At 70.3% G+C, this 16629-nt stretch carries 15 protein-coding genes; 8 read left to right on the top strand and 7 right to left on the bottom strand.

The window, feature by feature from the left end; translation table 11 throughout:
* The first annotated feature begins 154 nt into the window (after window positions 1-154).
* From ACFYPC_RS01355 to ACFYPC_RS01345, 3 genes are all read left to right on the top strand, one after another.
* Window positions 155-1366, top strand: a complete 1212-nt coding sequence (locus ACFYPC_RS01355) for a pyridoxal phosphate-dependent aminotransferase (protein WP_388668816.1) — start codon at window positions 155-157, stop codon at window positions 1364-1366.
* 126 nt (window positions 1367-1492) lie between these two features.
* Window positions 1493-1912: a hypothetical protein gene (locus ACFYPC_RS01350; RefSeq protein ID WP_388668813.1), complete on the top strand. Its 420-nt coding sequence runs from the start codon at window positions 1493-1495 to the stop codon at window positions 1910-1912.
* 421 nt (window positions 1913-2333) lie between these two features.
* Window positions 2334-2624 carry a DUF6332 family protein gene (locus ACFYPC_RS01345; protein ID WP_388668810.1) on the top strand — a complete coding sequence of 97 codons (291 nt, stop codon included), beginning with the start codon at window positions 2334-2336 and terminating at the stop codon, window positions 2622-2624.
* Here ACFYPC_RS01345 and ACFYPC_RS01340 read toward each other — a convergent pair.
* From ACFYPC_RS01340 to ACFYPC_RS01330, 3 genes are read right to left on the bottom strand one after another with little or no spacing between them, the layout of a single operon-like run.
* Window positions 2585-3250 carry a response regulator gene (locus ACFYPC_RS01340; protein WP_388668808.1) on the bottom strand — a complete coding sequence of 222 codons (666 nt, stop codon included), beginning with the start codon at window positions 3248-3250 and terminating at the stop codon, window positions 2585-2587. The two genes, ACFYPC_RS01345 and ACFYPC_RS01340, sit on opposite strands and share 40 nt — an antisense overlap.
* A complete protein-coding gene (locus tag ACFYPC_RS01335; protein ID WP_388668805.1) occupies window positions 3247-4485 on the bottom strand; it encodes a sensor histidine kinase in 1239 nt (412 codons plus the stop codon). Before ACFYPC_RS01335 ends, ACFYPC_RS01340 begins: the two co-directional genes overlap by 4 nt.
* Window positions 4486-4538: 53 nt before the next feature.
* A complete protein-coding gene (locus ACFYPC_RS01330) occupies window positions 4539-6698 on the bottom strand; it encodes an MMPL family transporter (protein WP_388668802.1) in 2160 nt (719 codons plus the stop codon).
* A 123-nt stretch (window positions 6699-6821) separates the two neighbouring features.
* Here ACFYPC_RS01330 and ACFYPC_RS01325 point away from each other — a divergent pair, with 123 nt between their 5' ends.
* Window positions 6822-7622 carry a BTAD domain-containing putative transcriptional regulator gene (locus ACFYPC_RS01325; protein WP_388668799.1) on the top strand — a complete coding sequence of 267 codons (801 nt, stop codon included), beginning with the start codon at window positions 6822-6824 and terminating at the stop codon, window positions 7620-7622.
* Here ACFYPC_RS01325 and ACFYPC_RS01320 read toward each other — a convergent pair.
* Window positions 7574-8311: a TetR/AcrR family transcriptional regulator gene (locus ACFYPC_RS01320; RefSeq protein ID WP_388668796.1), complete on the bottom strand. Its 738-nt coding sequence runs from the start codon at window positions 8309-8311 to the stop codon at window positions 7574-7576. The two genes, ACFYPC_RS01325 and ACFYPC_RS01320, sit on opposite strands and share 49 nt — an antisense overlap.
* Window positions 8312-8563: 252 nt before the next feature.
* Here ACFYPC_RS01320 and ACFYPC_RS01315 point away from each other — a divergent pair, with 252 nt between their 5' ends.
* Window positions 8564-9016 carry a nitroreductase family deazaflavin-dependent oxidoreductase gene (locus ACFYPC_RS01315; protein WP_388668793.1) on the top strand — a complete coding sequence of 151 codons (453 nt, stop codon included), beginning with the start codon at window positions 8564-8566 and terminating at the stop codon, window positions 9014-9016.
* Between the two features lie 27 nt (window positions 9017-9043).
* Here the strand turns inward: ACFYPC_RS01315 and ACFYPC_RS01310 are convergent, their stop codons facing one another.
* Window positions 9044-10249, bottom strand: a complete 1206-nt coding sequence (locus tag ACFYPC_RS01310; RefSeq protein ID WP_388668790.1) for a geranylgeranyl reductase family protein — start codon at window positions 10247-10249, stop codon at window positions 9044-9046.
* Window positions 10250-10431: 182 nt separating this feature from the next.
* Here ACFYPC_RS01310 and ACFYPC_RS01305 point away from each other — a divergent pair, with 182 nt between their 5' ends.
* Window positions 10432-11787, top strand: coding sequence for a dipeptidase (locus ACFYPC_RS01305; protein WP_388668787.1), 1356 nt, complete (start codon window positions 10432-10434; stop codon window positions 11785-11787).
* A gap of 368 nt (window positions 11788-12155) precedes the next feature.
* Here the strand turns inward: ACFYPC_RS01305 and ACFYPC_RS01300 are convergent, their stop codons facing one another.
* A complete protein-coding gene (locus ACFYPC_RS01300; protein WP_388668784.1) occupies window positions 12156-13196 on the bottom strand; it encodes an NUDIX domain-containing protein in 1041 nt (346 codons plus the stop codon).
* A gap of 135 nt (window positions 13197-13331) precedes the next feature.
* Window positions 13332-13523: a hypothetical protein gene (locus ACFYPC_RS01295; RefSeq protein WP_388668781.1), complete on the bottom strand. Its 192-nt coding sequence runs from the start codon at window positions 13521-13523 to the stop codon at window positions 13332-13334.
* A gap of 121 nt (window positions 13524-13644) precedes the next feature.
* On the opposite strand from ACFYPC_RS01295, the gene ACFYPC_RS01290 reads away from it, so the two are divergent.
* Both ACFYPC_RS01290 and ACFYPC_RS01285 read left to right on the top strand, forming a co-directional pair.
* On the top strand, window positions 13645-14106 hold the full coding sequence (locus ACFYPC_RS01290; protein WP_388668778.1) for an excalibur calcium-binding domain-containing protein: 462 nt from the start codon (window positions 13645-13647) through the stop codon (window positions 14104-14106).
* A gap of 468 nt (window positions 14107-14574) precedes the next feature.
* Entirely contained in the window at window positions 14575-16629 is a 2055-nt protein-coding gene (locus ACFYPC_RS01285; protein WP_388668775.1) for an NPCBM/NEW2 domain-containing protein, read from the top strand.

The raw sequence follows: 16629 nt of genomic DNA, 5'->3' as shown, positions 1-16629 counted from the left end.
GTGAGGGGATCTGCGAGGAGGCGACAAGGAGCGGTTTCCGGCCTGCGGGCCCGCCGGCTCTCACCACGGCAGGGGAGATAAGGGACAGAACATCCCGTCTCACGTGGTGGAAAACACGCGCCGCCGAGCGTTACCCGGCCGTAAGCTCACGGACATGCAGGTGATCCAGTCGACCAAGCTCGCCAATGTCTGTTACGAGATCCGGGGACCGGTGCTCGAGGAGGCGATGCGGCTGGAAGCGGCCGGGCATCGGATTCTCAAGCTGAACACGGGGAATCCGGCCGCCTTCGGGTTCGAGTGCCCTCCCGAGATCCTTGAGGACGTCCTGCGCAACGTCTCCTCGGCGCACGGTTACGGCGACGCCAAGGGACTGCTCGCGGCGCGCCGGGCGGTCGTGATGCACAACCAGACCCTGGGCATCGAGACGGACGTCGAGCACGTCTTCATCGGCAACGGCGTGTCCGAGCTGATCGTGATGGCGATGCAGGGCCTGCTCGACGACGGCGACGAGGTGCTCGTACCGGCGCCGGACTATCCGCTGTGGACGGCTGCCGTGTCACTGTCCGGCGGTACGGCGGTGCACTACCGCTGCGACGAGCAGTCGGACTGGATGCCCGACCTCGCGGACGTGGAGCGGAAGGTCACCGACCGCACCAAGGCCATCGTGATCATCAACCCGAACAACCCGACGGGCGCGGTGTACGACGACGCGATGCTGCGCGGGCTCACCGACATCGCCCGCCGCCACAACCTGCTGGTCTGCTCCGACGAGATCTACGACAAGATCCTGTACGACGGCGCCACGCACACGGCGACCGCCAAGATCGCCCCGGATCTGCTGACGCTCACCTTCAACGGGATGTCGAAGGCGTACCGCGTGGCCGGATACCGGGTCGGCTGGATGGCGATCTCGGGCCCGCGCGCACACGCCGACTCCTACATCGAGGGCCTGACGATCCTCGCGAACATGCGACTCTGCGCGAACATGCCGGGCCAGCACGGTGTGGTCGCCGCGCTGAGCGGGCGGCAGACCATCAACGACCTGGTGCTGCCCGGCGGGCGGCTCCGGGAGCAGCGGGATGTGGCGTACGAGCTGCTGACCCAGATCCCGGGCGTGACCTGCGTGAAGCCGAAGGGGGCGCTGTATCTCTTCCCGCGCCTGGACCCGCAGGTCTTCAAGGTCAAGGACGACCGGCAGCTGGTGCTGGACCTGCTGCGCCAGGAGAAGATCATGGTCGTCCAGGGGACGGGCTTCAACTGGCCCGAGCCGGACCACTTCCGCGTGGTCACCCTGCCGACGGTCGGGGACCTGACCGACGCGGTGACGAGGATCGGGACCTTCCTGGACGGCTACAGCCAGCCGTGACACTCACGCGGTGTGTGTGATGAAGGTGGCGCTGCGTACAGGCCGCGACCGGTCACGCGATCCGGCTCAACTTTAGACGAAATCCAAGCTAGGATGGGATCCTGTCAGAGCACAGGAGGCTGTCCCATGTACGAACCGATCCGCACCAAGTCGGTCCACAGGATGGCCGGCACCACCCCCGACTTTCCCCATCGGTCGCGCGAGGAGGAGCTGGACATCCAGTTGGCCGGCCATCTCGCGGCGCTGCTCGCGGTGACCGACGAGATCCGTGCGATCGCGCCGTCCGGCGAACTGGACGCGGCGGCCGAGCGGCTCGCCGAGCAGGTGGCCCGGCTGCGGGACGGGGCGGCGCCGGTTCGGTCGTCGGTGGCCGACGCCCTCCACGAGCCGCATCTTCTCTCCCTGCACCAGCGTGCGCACGCCCTCGCCGGCCGCGCCCTCGTCGTCGCGGCCTCCCGCGCCGACACCGCCGCCGCGATCCTCGCCGCCGAGCGCATGGACGCCCACGCCTCCGCCACCGCCCCGCAGTCCCTCGCGGCCCACTGAGCCTCCGGGCTCCCCTCGTACGGCCCCGGTCCGCGTGTCCGCAGCGACGTGCGGACCGGGTGCCACAGCACCGCGTTCGACCGCGAGGACCGCCGTGCTGCCCGACACCTTCAAGGGATCACTGACGGGCGTGCGCACCCCGCTCACCTCGCTCCAGGGTTCGTTGCAGGATGTCCCAAGTGTCCCGCGAAATCCCGGTCGGGGCGGAGCCGTTGCGAAAAATATCGGCGGAGCCGATGCCGGGGCACACGAGAGGGGGGGGGGGGGCCCCCCCCCCGGGGGGGGGGGGGCGGGGGGGGCGGGGGGGGGGGGGGGGGGGGGGGGGGGGGGGGGGGGGGGGGGGGGGGGGGGGGCCGCCCCGGGGGGGGGGGGCGGGGGGGGGGGCCCCCCCCCCCCCCCCCACGCCTGTTTGACTCGACGCATGGGGTTCACCAGGGGGCGGCGGAGTCAGGCCGAGCGTGACGCGATCACCGTCGAGATCGGATACGCGCTGTTGAGCGCGGCGTTCGCGGGAGCCCTCGTGTTCGGGGTCGTGGCCGGTCCGGCGCTGCTCTTCGACCTCCCCGGGCCGGTCCGCAAGGGGCTGCTCGGGGCGGGAATCGTGCTCGCCGCCATCCTCTTCGCGCTGCGCACGGTCAGCGTGCTGCTCCGCTTCGGCCAAGAGGGCGGGCGTCAGCCGAGCCAGCCCGGCCGCACCAGCCCCGACTCGTAGGCCAGCACGACCAGTTGGGCCCGGTCGCGGGCACCCAGCTTGACCATCGTTCGGCTGACGTGGGTCTTGGCCGTGAGCGGACTGACGACAAGGCGCCGCGCGATCTCGTCGTTGGACAGTCCGATGCCGACCAGAGCCATCACCTCCCGTTCCCGCTCGGTGAGTTCGGCGAGGGACTGGACCGCGGCGGGCTCCTTCGACCGGGCCGCGAACTCGGCGATCAGCCGACGGGTCACGCCGGGCGAGAGCAGCGCGTCGCCCTGGACCACGGCCCTTACCGCGCGCAGGAGTTCCTCCGGCTCGGTGTCCTTGACCAGGAAACCGGAGGCGCCGGAGCGGATCGCCTCGAAGACGTACTCGTCCAGCTCGAAGGTGGTGAGCATGACCACCTTGACGTCCTTGAGGTCGGCGTCGTCCGTCACACGGCGGGTGGCGGCGAGGCCGTCGAGCCGGGGCATCCGGATGTCCATCAGGACGACGTCGGGGCGCAGTTGGCGCACCTGACGCAGCGCCTCCTCGCCGTCGGCGGCCTCGCCGGCCACCTCGATGTCCGGCTGCGCGTCGAGCAGTGCCTTGAAGCCCGCCCTGACCAGCAGCTGGTCGTCGGCGAGCAGGACCCGGATCACCGTTCCTCCTTGGCCTTCAGCGGCAGTACGGCCATGACACTGAACCCTCCGTCGTCACGCGGACCGGCCTCGATCGTGCCACCCAGGGCCGCGGCCCGCTCCCGCATTCCGGCCAGCCCGTTGCCGCTGCCGCCCGCGGCCACGCCGGTCGCGGGTCCGTCGTCGTCGATACGCAGCCGCAGCACGCCCTGCGTCGACTCGACCAGCACGCGCGCGTGCCGCGAGCCCGAATGCCGTACGACATTGGTGAGCGCCTCCTGGACGATGCGGAAGGCGGCCAGGTCCGTACCCGGCGGGAGTTTCGGGGCCGCGCCCTGGAGCTCGACCGTCAGACCCGCGCCCGCCGCCTGTTCGACGAGTTCGGGGAGCCGGTCGAGTCCGGGCGCCGGGGCGCGCGGCGCCTCCCCCGGCGCACGCAGCGTGTCGAGCACCTGCCGGACCTCACCGAGCGCCTCCTTGCTCGCCGCCTTGATCGTGGTGAGCGCCGTGCGCGCCTGTTCCGGGTCGGAGTCCAGGAGAGCGAGACCCACGCCCGCCTGGACATTGATCACCGAGATGCTGTGTGCCAGGACGTCGTGCAGCTCGCGCGCCATCCGCAGCCGCTCCTCGTCGGCGCGCCGTTCGGCGGCCTGCGCCCGCTCGGCCCGGTCGCGGGCCCACTGCTCGCGGCGTACCCGGACCAGCTCCGACAGGGCCACGATCGCAACGATCCAGGCGGCAACGCCCATCTCCTGCCCCCAGGCGGCGGGCGCGTCCCCCGACGGCGGCAGCCATCGGTACAGCCAGTGCGCCACCAGCACGTGCCCGGCCCAGAGCATCCCGACAGCCGCCCAGGCGGCTCTGCGGTGCCCGGCGACGATCGCGCTGAAGCAGCCCAGGGCAACGGTGAAGAAGACGGGCCCGTACGCATATCCGGCGCCCAGGTAGAGCATGGCCGCCGCCGCGGTGCCGAAGGCGACGAACACCGGGTACCGCTGACGCCACAGCAGCAGACCGCACCCCACGAGCAGCAGCGCCCGTGCGAAGAGGTCCAGGGATGCGCGTTCGCCCTCCTGGGCCTGGCCGGCGAAATTGGAGCCGACGAACACGAAGACGGTCAACGCCAGCGTGGAGCGCCACGGCCAACGGGCGCGCCGCTCCGGCTCATCCCCTCCGTGCCACCCCGGCGGTCCGTGCCGCCACCACGCGGGTGGGCCGCCCCATGCCGGGGGCCTCGGAGTGCGCTGCTCATCCATGAGGGTCACGCTAGACGCGCCGGGCCGCCCAGGGCGTCAGCCGGGCGAGGTGATCACACGTACTCCCCGCGTAGTACCTCCTGCGGCTCTTCCTTCATGCCGATACGCCGGTGAAGTCGCCGCAGCGGCTTCGGCGCCCACCAGTTGGCACGGCCCGCCAGCCGCATCGTCACGGGCAGCAGCACCACCCGGATGAGGGTCGCGTCCACGAGGATCGTCAGGGCGGTGCCGAGGCCCAGCTCCTTGAGGAAGACGACGCCTCCGGTGACGTACGACAGGAAGGAGAGCGCGAGGATCCCGGCCGCGGCGGTGATCAGCGGTGCACTGCGCCGGATGCCCTCGCCGACCGCGCGCTCCGTGTCGCCCGTCCTGTCGTGTTCCTCCTTGATACGGGCGAGCAGGAACACCTCATAGTCCATCGACAGTCCGTACGCCACACAGAACATCAGCACCGGGACGCTCGGCTCGATCGAGCCGGTCGGGGTGAAGCCCAGGACCCCGGCCAGATGCCCGTCCTGGAACACCCACACCAGGCAGCCGAACATCACGCCCAGACTGAGCAGGTTCAGCACCGTCGCCTTGAGGGGCAGCAGCACGCTGCCCGTCATCAGGAAGAGGATCAGGTACGTCGCCCCCAGGACCAGCCCGATCGCGAGGGGCAGCCGGTCCAGGAGCGTCGAGCGGAAGTCGGTGGTCTCGCCGGGGTAGCCGCCGACGAGTGCACGGGCAGGTGCCGGGGTGTCCCTGACGCGTTCGACGAGCGCGGGTACGTCGCCGTGCATCGCCCCCTGGGTGGGGATGAGCGCGAGGCGTACGCGGCCGTCGGGTGCCGTGAGCCCGTCCTGGCCCGGCGGGCCGGTGCGCCGCCCGTCGCGGTAGGCGCCCTGCGGGGCGTCGACCTGGAAGATCCCCGGGATCCGGGAGAGCTCGGCGGCGTACTCGCGGGTGTCGGCCGGCTTGTCGAGGACGACCTGCACGGTGTCGGTGGGTTCGGCGGGGAACTCCTCGTGGACGATCTCGGACGTGGTGCGTGAGGAGGTGCCGGCGGGCAGGGTCCGTTCGTCGGGGAGCCCGAAGCGCAGGCCCAGCACGGGGGACGCGGCGAGGAGGAGAGCGGTGAGGACTCCGGCGCCGGTGACGAGCGGGCGGCGCATGGCACGGAGCGCGGTGCGGTGCCAGAAGCCGGCGGCGGGTGCGGCTGGGCGTTCCACACGGTGGCCCCAGCGGGCCAGGGCAGCGGGCAGGAAGAGCACCGCTCCGGCCACCGCCGTGAGAACGACGAGGACGCCCGCATACGCGAACGACCGCAGGAAGAAGAACGGGAACACGAGCAGCGCACACAGCGACACCGCCACCGTGACTCCGCTGAAGACGACCGTGCGTCCGGCGGTGGCGGTCGCCCGCACGACGGCGGCCTGCTGCGGGTGCCCGGCCACGCGTTCCTCGCGATACCGGTTGATCACGAACAGGCTGTAGTCGACGCCGAGTCCGAGACCCAGCACGAGCGCGAGATTCGCCGCGAACGTCGACACCTCGGTGAACTGTGCGAGCAGTCGCAGCCCGGCAAGCGTGCCGAACACCGACAACAAGCCCACGGCAACGGTCAGAAGGGCGGCGACCGTACGCCGGTAGACGAGGATCAGCAGGAGTACGACGGCCGGGATCGCCAGCGCTTCCGCGCGCAGGAAGTCGGCTCGGGCCTGCTCGCCGACCTGCCGGGAGATCTCCTCCTGTCCCCCTACTCGCACGGTGAGTTCGGGTGTGCTCCGGGTCAACCGGGGCGAGAGAGCGGCGAGTTCCTGGCGGGTCTCGGTCGCGCTGCCTTCAAGGCGCACGAGTACGAGGGCACGCGTGCCGTCGGCGCTGCGCAGGGCGGAGCTGCCGGCATCCCAGTACGAGGTGACGTCGGTGACCAGGGGCAGGCTCTCGACCTCGGCGGCCAGGGCGCGGGCCGCACCGGCCGTGCCGGAGCTGTCCACGTCGCCGTCGCGTGCCGTGACGAGCAGCGCGAGATTGGGATTGCCGGTGCCGAACTCCTCGCGCAGGACCTCACCCGCCCGCACCGATTCCGTACCGGGCGCACTCCAGCGCGAGAGGTCCAGGTCGTCCTGGGCTCCCGCGCCGTACGCGCCGAGACCGAGGAGGACGAGGAGCGCGCCGAGCAGAACGGCGCGACTGCGCCGCACCGCCTGCCGGCCGAGGCGGGTCAACATCGTGGTGGCCTTTCTCCGGAGGTCCTTGCCAGGCCACGGTCACCGGCACCACTGACCATCCGCTGGAAGATCCACTGGAATACCGGAGCCGCGCTTCGCAGGGTCCGGGCTAACCTCGAACCCATGGGTGACGGGACACCGCACAGCTCGCAAGACGGTCTGCGCTTCGAACTGCTGGGCCCGCTCCGCGCATTGCGCGACGGGTCAGAGATTCTCCTCGGCCCGCCCAAGCAACGCGCGGTCCTCGCGGTGCTGTTGCTGCAGGACGGGCGCCCGATCTCCTACGACGGTCTGGTCGAGGCCGTGTGGGGCGGCGCCCGGCCCGCGCATGTCCGCAATCTCGTGCAGAAGTACGTCTCCGGGCTGCGCCGCGCCCTCGGCGACGGGGTGGAACTGGCGTGGACGGGCAGCGGATACCGGCTGACCGGCGCGGAGGCCGACGACCTGCGGGAGCGGCGGAAATTGGTGAGCGCGGCGCTGGCGGCACGGGACGCCGGGGAGCTGCGGCGCGCGGGCGAACTGGTCGCAGATGCCGAGGAGTTGTGGCGCGGCGAGTTCGTGGAGGGGCTGCAGGCGCCCTACTTGGCGGCCGAGCGGCTCCGGTGGGCGGAGAAGCGGCTCACGGTACTCGAAGCACGGCTGGCCGGCGAGATCGAACTCGGCAGGTCCTTCGAGTACGTCCATGAGCTCGTCCGGCTGGTCGCCGCGCACCCTTTGCGCGAGCGGCTCGCGGAACTGCTGATGCTCGCGCTGTACCGGACCGGCCGGCCCACGGACGCGCTGGTCGCCTACGAAGGCGTACGGCAACGTCTTGCCGAGGCTGTGGGCGCGGACCCCGGGCCGGCGCTGCGCTCGCTGCACGCGCGGATTCTGCGTCAGGACCCGGAGCCGCTGGGTCCCTTGGCCACCGCTTCGGCGGGCTGAGGGAACACCAGGCCGACACCGTGGGCGAGTTGATCCGCCGCGTGCCTGAAAAACGTTTCGCGGTCCTCGACGACTCGGTGGAACTGGCCGAACAGTTCGAAACTGATCAGCCCGTAGAGCTGCGCCCAGGCTGCCACGAGCGCCGTGACGACCTCGGGCGGGAGGTCGGGCGCGAGGTCGGCGGCCATCCGCTGCGCCTCGGTCTTGAGGTCGGCGGGCAGACGGGGGCGGGCGACCCCCTTGCTTTGGTACGCGTCGCGGACGATGCCGATCAGGAGCAGGCCTACACGGGACGCGGCCGGGACGGTCGTATCCGGTGCGGTGTACCCGGGCACGGGCGACCCGTAGATGAGCGCGTACTCGTGCGGATGCTCCAGTGCCCAGCGGCGCGCCGCCACGCAGGCCACTGTCCAGCGCTCGCGGGGTGCGGTGCCGGCGACTCGGGCGTGCGCCGACTCCGCGGCCTCGCCAAGGGAGTCGTACGCGTCGATGATGAGTGCGGTCAACAGGTCGTCACGGCTGGGGAAGTAGCGGTAGAGCGCGGAGGAGACCATGCCGAGCTCGCGGGCCACGGCCCGCAGCGAGAGCTTGGCGGCGCCCTCCGCCGCCAGCTGACGGCGCGCTTCTTCCTTGATGGCCGCCGCGACCTCGATCCTGGCTCGGGCGCGTGCCCCTCGTGCGGTACTCATGCGGGGCAGTGTGCCATGTTTCCGGATCAGTGCACACAAAGGAGAGCGGTGATCTGAAAGCGGAGCGGTGCTTCCGTGGCACCTGGCGCGGGGCGCGAGGCCGGACATCGCGAGCAGCGCACAAAAAAGAGAGCACCGCACAAAAAAGAGAGCACCGCACGAAATAGAGAGCAGTGCTCTTGATTTGGATCACCGATCTCGTACAGACTGCTCTCAAACGAGAGCAGTGCTCTCCAAACCCCAGGAGGAACCATGTCGTCGTCGGCCCACTACCTCAAGCCCAAGCCCTTCGACAGGGCCATGAACGGCTTCGTCGGCTGGCTCGCGCGCCACGGCGTCAGCCTCCTCGGCAGCGCCGAGCTCTCCGTCAAGGGCCGCAAGAGCGGCGAGTGGCGGAAGGTTCCCGTCAACCCGCTCCCGTACGAAGGCGGCCCCTACCTCATCTCCGCCCGCGGCCACTCCGAATGGGTGCGCAATCTGCGGGCGGCCGGCGGCGGGCGGCTCCAGGTCGGTCGCCGGACCCAGGAGTTCACGGCGGTCGAGCTGGCCGACGCCGAGAAGCCGGTGGTCCTGCGCACCTACCTCAAGAAGTGGGGCTGGGAGGTAGGCCGGTTCTTCGGCGACGTCGATGTGAACTCCAGCGACGAGGAACTCCTCGCCGCCGCGCCCAGGCACCCGGTGTTCCGGATCACGGTCAAGCCGTGACCGCCTACCGGGCCCCGGGCCCGGAATCTACCGGTCGAGCGCGTTCAGCGCGCGCCCGATGATCGGGCGGGAGCGGACGACCTCGCCGAGCGAGGTCGAGCCACGCGTGATGCCGGCGAAGGCACTCCAGGCAGGCCTGAAGCCCGTGATCACCGCGTGGAGCACACCCGGTCGGCGTTCGAAGGCCGAGAGCATCCGCTTGCCGACGCTCATCTCGACGCCGAGTCCCGCCTTGATCGCGAAGGCGTAGTTCAATGCCTGGCGCCGCGTGTCGACCGCGTCGTGCGCCTCGGCGATCCGCACCGCCCACTCCCCCGCGAGCCGCCCGGAGCGCAGTGCGAAGGAGATGCCCTCGCGGGTCCAGGGTTCGAGGAGGCCCGCCGCGTCCCCGCACACCAGCACCCGGCCGCGCGCCAGCGGCGAGTCGTCGGCGCGGCAGCGAGTCAAGTGACCGGAGGAGATGCTCGGTTCGAAACCGGCGAGCCCGAGCCGGGCGATGAAGTCCTCCAAGTACCGCTTGGTGGCCGCGCCTTCACCGCGCGCGGAGATCACACCGACGGTGAGCGTGTCACCCTTGGGGAACACCCAGCCGTAACTGCCGGGCATGGGCCCCCAGTCGATGAGCACGCGTCCGGCCCAGTCCTCGGCGACGGTCTCCGGGACGGGAATCTCCGCCTCCAGGCCGAGGTCCACCTGGTCGAGCTTGACACCGACGTGCGCTCCTATGCGACTGGCGCTGCCGTCCGCGCCGACGACCGCCCGTCCCAGCACCGTCTCACCGCCCTGCAGGACGACGGCTACGGTACGCCGGTCCGGTACGGCGGAACCGTGCTGTTCGACGCGCGAGACCGTGACGCCCGTACGCAGGTCGGCGCCCGCCTTCTGTGCGAACTCGACCAGCTGCTGGTCGAACTCGGGGCGGTTGATCAGCCCGAAGAGCATCTGGCGGGAGCGCCTGGTGCGCGTGAACTTCCCGTCCAGCGAGAACGTGACCGCGTGCACGCGGTCACGGAACGGCAGTTCGAAGCCGGGCGGCAGCGAGTCGCGTGAGGGGCCGATGATTCCGCCGCCGCACGTTTTGTAGCGCGGCAGCTCCGCCTTCTCCAGCAGCAGGACGCTGCGTCCCGCGACCGCTGCCGCATAGGCGGCAGAGGCGCCTGCGGGCCCCGCGCCGACCACGACGACGTCCCACACCCGCTGCCCGTCGTCCGCCGAAGAGTTCTCGCTGCTCACGATGGTCTTTTGCTCCCAGTCCAGCCGTCTGCCGCACGTGTCTCCCGCATCCTACGGCGGGCATCGCCGCAGGCCACTGTGGGAGGATCGGCAGCGTAGGTGCCCTGCACACCGGGAGACGCTTACACACCGCACGATCACCTGTACAGAAGTACAACGTCGCACCCACAAGGAGCGTGCCCATGTCGTCGAATCCGGTCGCCGAGACCGTCGCCTCCCTGATGCCCCGGGCGAAGGCGGAGCTCACCGAACTGGTGGCTTTCAAGTCGGTGGCGGACTTCGATCAGTACCCCAGGAGCGAGAGCGAGGGCGCCGCGAACTGGATAGCCGGCGCCTTGCGCGCCGAGGGTTTCCAGGACGTGGCGCTGCTCGACACCCCTGACGGCACGCAGTCGGTGTACGGGTTCCTGCCCGGTCCCGAGGGCGCGAAGACCGTCCTGCTGTACGCGCACTACGACGTGCAGCCGCCGCTGGACGAAGCGGCCTGGGTGTCGCCGCCGTTCGAGCTGACGGAGCGCGACGGCCGCTGGTACGGGCGGGGCAGCGCCGACTGCAAGGGCGGTGTCGTGATGCATCTCCTCGCGCTGCGTGCGCTGAAGGAGAACGGCGGCGTGCCCGTGCACGTCAAGGTGATCGTCGAGGGTTCGGAGGAGCAGGGCACGGGCGGCCTTCAGGCATACGCCGAGGAGCACCCCGAGTTGCTGACCGCCGACACCATCGTCATCGGCGACGCCGGCAACTTCCGGGCCGGTCTGCCGACGGTCACCTCGACACTACGCGGTATGACCCTCGTACGCGTCTCGGTGGACACCCTCGAAGGGAACCTGCACTCGGGCCAGTTCGGCGGCGCGGCGCCCGACGCTCTCGCCGCGCTGATCCGCGTACTGGACTCGCTGCGCGCCGAGGACGGTTCGACGACGGTCGACGGGCTGGCCGACGACACGGAGTGGGACGGCCTGCAGTACGAGGAAGAGGTGTTCCGTGAAGACGCCAAGGTGCTCGACGGGGTGCAGCTCATCGGCACCGGCACGGTCGCCGACCGCATCTGGGCACGTACGGCCGTCACCGTCCTCGGCATCGACTGCCCGCCGGTCGTCGGCGCGACCCCGTCCGTGCAGGCGGGCGCCCGCGCGCTGATCAGCCTGCGGGTGCCGCCGGGCGTGGACGCGGCCGAGGCGACCAAGCTCCTCGAGGCCCACCTGGTGGCCCACACGCCGTGGGGCGCACGGGTGAGTACCGAGCAGATCGGCGAGGGCCAGCCGTTCCGCGCCGACACCTCAAGCCCGGCGTACGCGTCGATGGCCGAGGCGATGTCGATCGCGTACGAGGGCCAGGAAATGCAGTACGCGGGCATGGGCGGCTCCATCCCCCTCTGCAACACCCTCGCCTCGCTGTACCCGCGGACCGAGATCCTCCTCATCGGCCTCAGCGAGCCGGAGGCACAGATCCACGCGGCCAACGAGGGCGTATTCCCCGACGAGTTGGAGCGCCTCTCCGTCGCCGAGGCACTCTTCCTCCGGAACTACGCGGCCAGTTGAGCACACGGGCGGGCGGCTGAGCCGGTCGCCCCGGCGCAGGGCCCTCGCCCCTGGTGAGGGCCCTGCGCCACGCGGGGAGAGTCGGCCGGGCGGCAACCCCCCGCGGAGACTCACAACCCAAGCAGAGGTGGCAATCTTGGCGCGGTGGACACCTCCGACCTGACACACGCAGTGCGCCTCGGCATCCACAGTGAGATGTCCACCTCCCTGGCCCAGTACGGCGATCGCGAACTCGGCGACCTGGTGGCGACCGCCAAGCCCCTCGGCACCGGCTCCGGCAGGAGACCCCGCGGACGCCGTATCCGGCGGAGGAACTGCTCCGGCTCGGCAGTTCCCGACGCCCCTGACGTCACCTCGTGCCGACCGTGTCAACCGACCGGAACCCCCGCCTCCAGGTACAGCGCCGCCCCCCGCTCCCGCGCCCGCAGTGCCCACCGCAGCCGCTCGTAGCGCACCGGGGGCAGCAGATTCGCCGCTTCCTGCTCGCTCACGAAGCGCCAGTCGCGCAGTTCGGGTCCGGGGAGGAGCAGGCGCCCGGCGGCGGCGGCGTCGAGTCGGCCGCCGTCGAAGAGCAGGCGCAGGCCGCCGAAGCCGGGCGGCGCGGGCGGCTCCCAGTCGACGACGAGCAGAGCGGGTACGTCCTCGAGCTGCAGGCCGGTCTCCTCGGCGACCTCGCGTACGCCCGCGCGCGCGGGAGCCTCGCCGGGCTCGACGACACCGCCGGGGAATTCCCAGCCCGCCTTGTACGTCGGGTCGACGAGCAAGACACGGTCCTGCTCGTCGAAGAGGAGCACCCCGGCGGCGACGGTCTCCGCGGTGGGTTCGGGGGTCTGCACGATCTCGCACACGGGCACGTCACCGGCGTGTACGGCCTCGGCGATGCGCAGAGCGGCCTCGTACGGGGTGAGCGCGCCGGTGTCCACGGGGTGGGCGTCGGCGAGGAGCCAGGAGCTGAGGGCTGAGCGGTAGGGCTCGATGTGGTCGTAGGACCACTGGCGCACCCGTATCTCACCGTCGGGCAGCTCCAGGGGAACCTCACGTCCCGCTATTCGCTTGCGCAGGATCGTTTCCGCCGGGGCGAGGAGCACATGCCTCACGGGGATCCGGCGCGCGGCGAGACCGCCGAAGATCTCGTCGCGGTACTCCTGACGCAGCAGGGTCATCGGGACCACAAGGACACCTCCGAGTTCGGCGAGCAGCGCGGCCGCGGTGTCGACCACGAGGCGTCGCCAGATCGGCAGGTCCTGGAAGTCGCCGACCTCGGCGAGGCGCTTGGGCGGCAACAGCTGCGGAAGCGTGCCACCGATGACCTCGGGGTCGAAGAGCGTGCTGTTCGGGATCAGCTCGATCAGTTCCCGTGCGGTGGTGGTCTTCCCCGCACCGAACGCACCGTTGATCCAGACGATCACGGTTCCCCCTCTTCTGTTGGCCCCCTGAGGCTTGCCCGCTTCACCCTGCCACGGAAACCAGCCCCTGATGAGGGAGCCGCAAGCAAGACGCCGGCGCCCCCGCCCAGGGGACACCGGCGCCGCGGATCGAACCTCTCAGCTGCTCCCGCCCAGTGCACCCTCGTCCAACGCCAGGCTGTCGCTGCTGACGGTGTGATCGAGGGTGCTGAGCGTGTCGTTGACGTCCAGGTTGTCGAGTACGTCCGTGTCGGCGTGGGAGGGCGTGACCGCCGCGACGACGAATCCGGCGGCCAGGGAGGCAATGGCAAGCATGCTTCGCTTCTTCATGCCCGGTTCAACTGCGAAGCCGGACATCAGTAACGGGTGAGTCACGCAACCCAATTTCACACCATCGGGCACATCCGCAGCACTACCGTCATCCCCCTCGAAACAGCCCTGGGGGGACAAGATGACCAACCCGTACACACCACCGTCGCCCGCACCTGCCCGCCGCGGCCTCAGCTCGGCACGCGAACGATTCCTCCTGCCTGCGCTCGCCGTGGCGTTCCTCATAGGCATCGGCATAGGCATAAGCGCCAACGGAGACGACAAGGAGCCCGCAGCGGCCGCTCCCCAGCCGCCGGTCACGGTCACCGCCACCACGACTGCCACCGCAACCGCGACGACGACGGCGACGGCGACCCCGAAGCCCGCAGCCACCGTGACGGTCCGGGCGACGACGACAGTGAGAACGACTGTCACCGCGCAACCCGCCGCCGGCGACACCGACGACAGCGGCGGAGGCGGAGACGACGTGTACTACGGCAACTGCGCCGCCGCCCGCGCCGCGGGAGCCGCTCCCGTGCACGTGGGCGAACCCGGCTACGGCCGCCACCTCGACCGCGACGGGGACGGCGTCGGCTGCGAGTAGAACGGCGTCAGCCCTACGACGAGCCCAGAGCGTTGGGGACCACGTCCGAGGTGCGTTGATCCCCCCGCAGGCTTCGTTCCCGTTTCCGGCAGGTCCATCGCAGGTCACCAAAGGCAGGGCGCCGAGCGCGTGACCGTGACGACTCCAACACCCGCGCCACCCAAGTGACTTAGCCAGGACATCGGATGTTCGAGCACGCCTGCAACAGGATCAGCCTCTTCACCTCAAGCTGCACCCCTGTCCACCTCCCCGGCCGTCTAGCAACACAACCGAACAAGAGGCTTGGATCTCACTCTCATTCGAGGGCACCGTCAAGGGTTCTGACCATATTTCGCACAGCCTGTTATCGCGTGACGTCCGTCCTGACGCAACCCTTCCAACAAGGTCCGACACGTCCTACCGTAAACGCACAGAGATGACACAGACATGACGTCATCCCACCTTTCGCGTGCTCGGAGGAACGTAACGATGCGTCGCCTTCACACCCGCACAGCCCGCCGAAGAGTGGTCGGAGCTCTCACCGCAGGATTATTGTGTACGTTCGGCCCCGCCGCGCCGGCCCTGGCCGCCCCCGCTCCCACCGTCGCCGCTCCCGCCGCCGCCGATGTCGCCCCGACCGTGGACGACGGGCTGGCCCTCACGCCGCCCATGGGCTTCAACAACTGGAACTCCACGCACTGCCGCGCCGAGTTCAACGAGGACATGGTCAAGGGGATCGCCGACATCTTCGTCGAGAAGGGGCTCAAGGACGCCGGATACCAGTACGTCAATCTGGACGACTGCTGGGCTCTGCAGTCCCGCGACGCGAACGGCAAGCTGGTGCCCGATCCCGTTCGATTCCCCAACGGAATCAAGGCAGTTGCCGACTACGTCCACTCCAGGGGGCTGAAGCTCGGCATCTACACCAGCGCCGGCACCAAGACGTGCAACGAGGCGGGCTTCCCGGGTGCGCTCGGCCACGAGTACAGCGACGCCCAGCAGTTCGCGGACTGGGGTGTCGACTACCTCAAGTACGACAACTGCAACAACCAGGGCGTGGACGCCCGCTTGCGTTATACGACCATGCGCGACGCCCTACTGGCGGCCACCGGGACAACGGGCCGCCCGATCGTCTACAGCCTCTGCGAGTGGGGCCAGAACAAGCCCTGGGAATGGGCGTCCGACGTCGGACATCTGTGGCGTACGACCGGTGACATCAGTGACAACTGGGGCTCGATGCTGTCGATCCTCAAGCAGAACCTGCCCCTTGCCCAGTACGCCGGTCCCGGACACTGGAACGACCCCGACATGCTGGAGGTCGGCAACGGCGGCATGACCGACACCGAGTACCGCTCGCACTTCTCCATGTGGTCGATCATGGCCGCGCCTCTCCTCATCGGCTCCGACCTGCGCGACGCGTCCGACGCGACCTTCGACATCCTCGGCAACAAGGAGGTCATCGCCGTCGACCAGGACCCGCTCGGCAAGCAGGGCACGGTGCTCTCCTCCGAAGGCGGGCGCTGGGTCGTCGCCAAGGAGATGAAGGACGGCAGCCGGACAGTGGCGCTGTTCAACGAGACCGGCAGCGCGCAGCGCGTCGCCACCACCGCGCGGGCCGCCGGACTGCCCGCCGCGGGCGCCTACACCGTGCGCGATCTGTGGCAGCACAAGAGCTACAACACCGCGGGCACCATCTCGGCGACCGTTCCCGCGCACGGCACGGTGCTCGTACGCGTCTCCACCGACGCCAAGTGGGCCAAGAACCCGCCCGCCGTCGAACTCGGCCTGGACGGCGGCCTGTTGGTCGAGGCGGGCAAGCCCGTGAAGCTGACGTCGACCGTCACCGACCTCGGCCGTACGGCCGCCGCGCAGGTCTCCGTGAAACTGAGCGGACCCGCCGGCTGGGCGGTCAAGGCGACCTCACCGGCCGGCACGCACACGCTGCCGACGGGCCGATCGCTGCGTACGACATGGCAGGTCACCGCTCCCAAGGGCACGCCCGCGGACTCGTACGACCTGACGCTCAAGGCGAGCTATCGCTCGCCCACCGGAGTGCGTGCCGAAAACGTGCTGCCTCTGACGGCGTCCGTCGTCGTGGCGCCGCCCGCGGGAGTCTCCTCTCTCGGGGACCTGCCGTGGCTGTCGACGACCAACGGCTGGGGCCCTGTTGAGCGCAACACCAGCAACGGTGAGAACGAAGCGGGCGACGGGAATCCGATGACTGTCAACGGTGTCGTGTACGCCAAGGGGCTCGGCGTGCACGCCGACAGCAGCGTCGAGTACTACACCGGCAAGGCGTGCGAGACCGTCACCGCTCAGGTCGGTGTCGACGACGAGGAAGGCGACGACGGTTCCGTCGCCTTCGAGATCTGGGCGGACGGCACGAAGATGGCCGCCTCGGGTGTACTCAGCAACGCCCAGGCTGCGCAGGCGATTTCGGCCGACGTGAGGGGCGCCCAGACGGTGCGTCTCGTCGTCACCGACGGCGGTGACGGGAGCACCTCGGACCACGGCGACTGGGCGGACGCGCAGCTCACCTGCTGA

This window comes from Streptomyces sp. NPDC005808, from assembly GCF_042871385.1.
Classification (GTDB): domain Bacteria; phylum Actinomycetota; class Actinomycetes; order Streptomycetales; family Streptomycetaceae; genus Streptomyces.
Note: the sequence above shows the minus strand (reverse complement) of the source record. Positions and strands in the feature narration are given on the sequence as shown.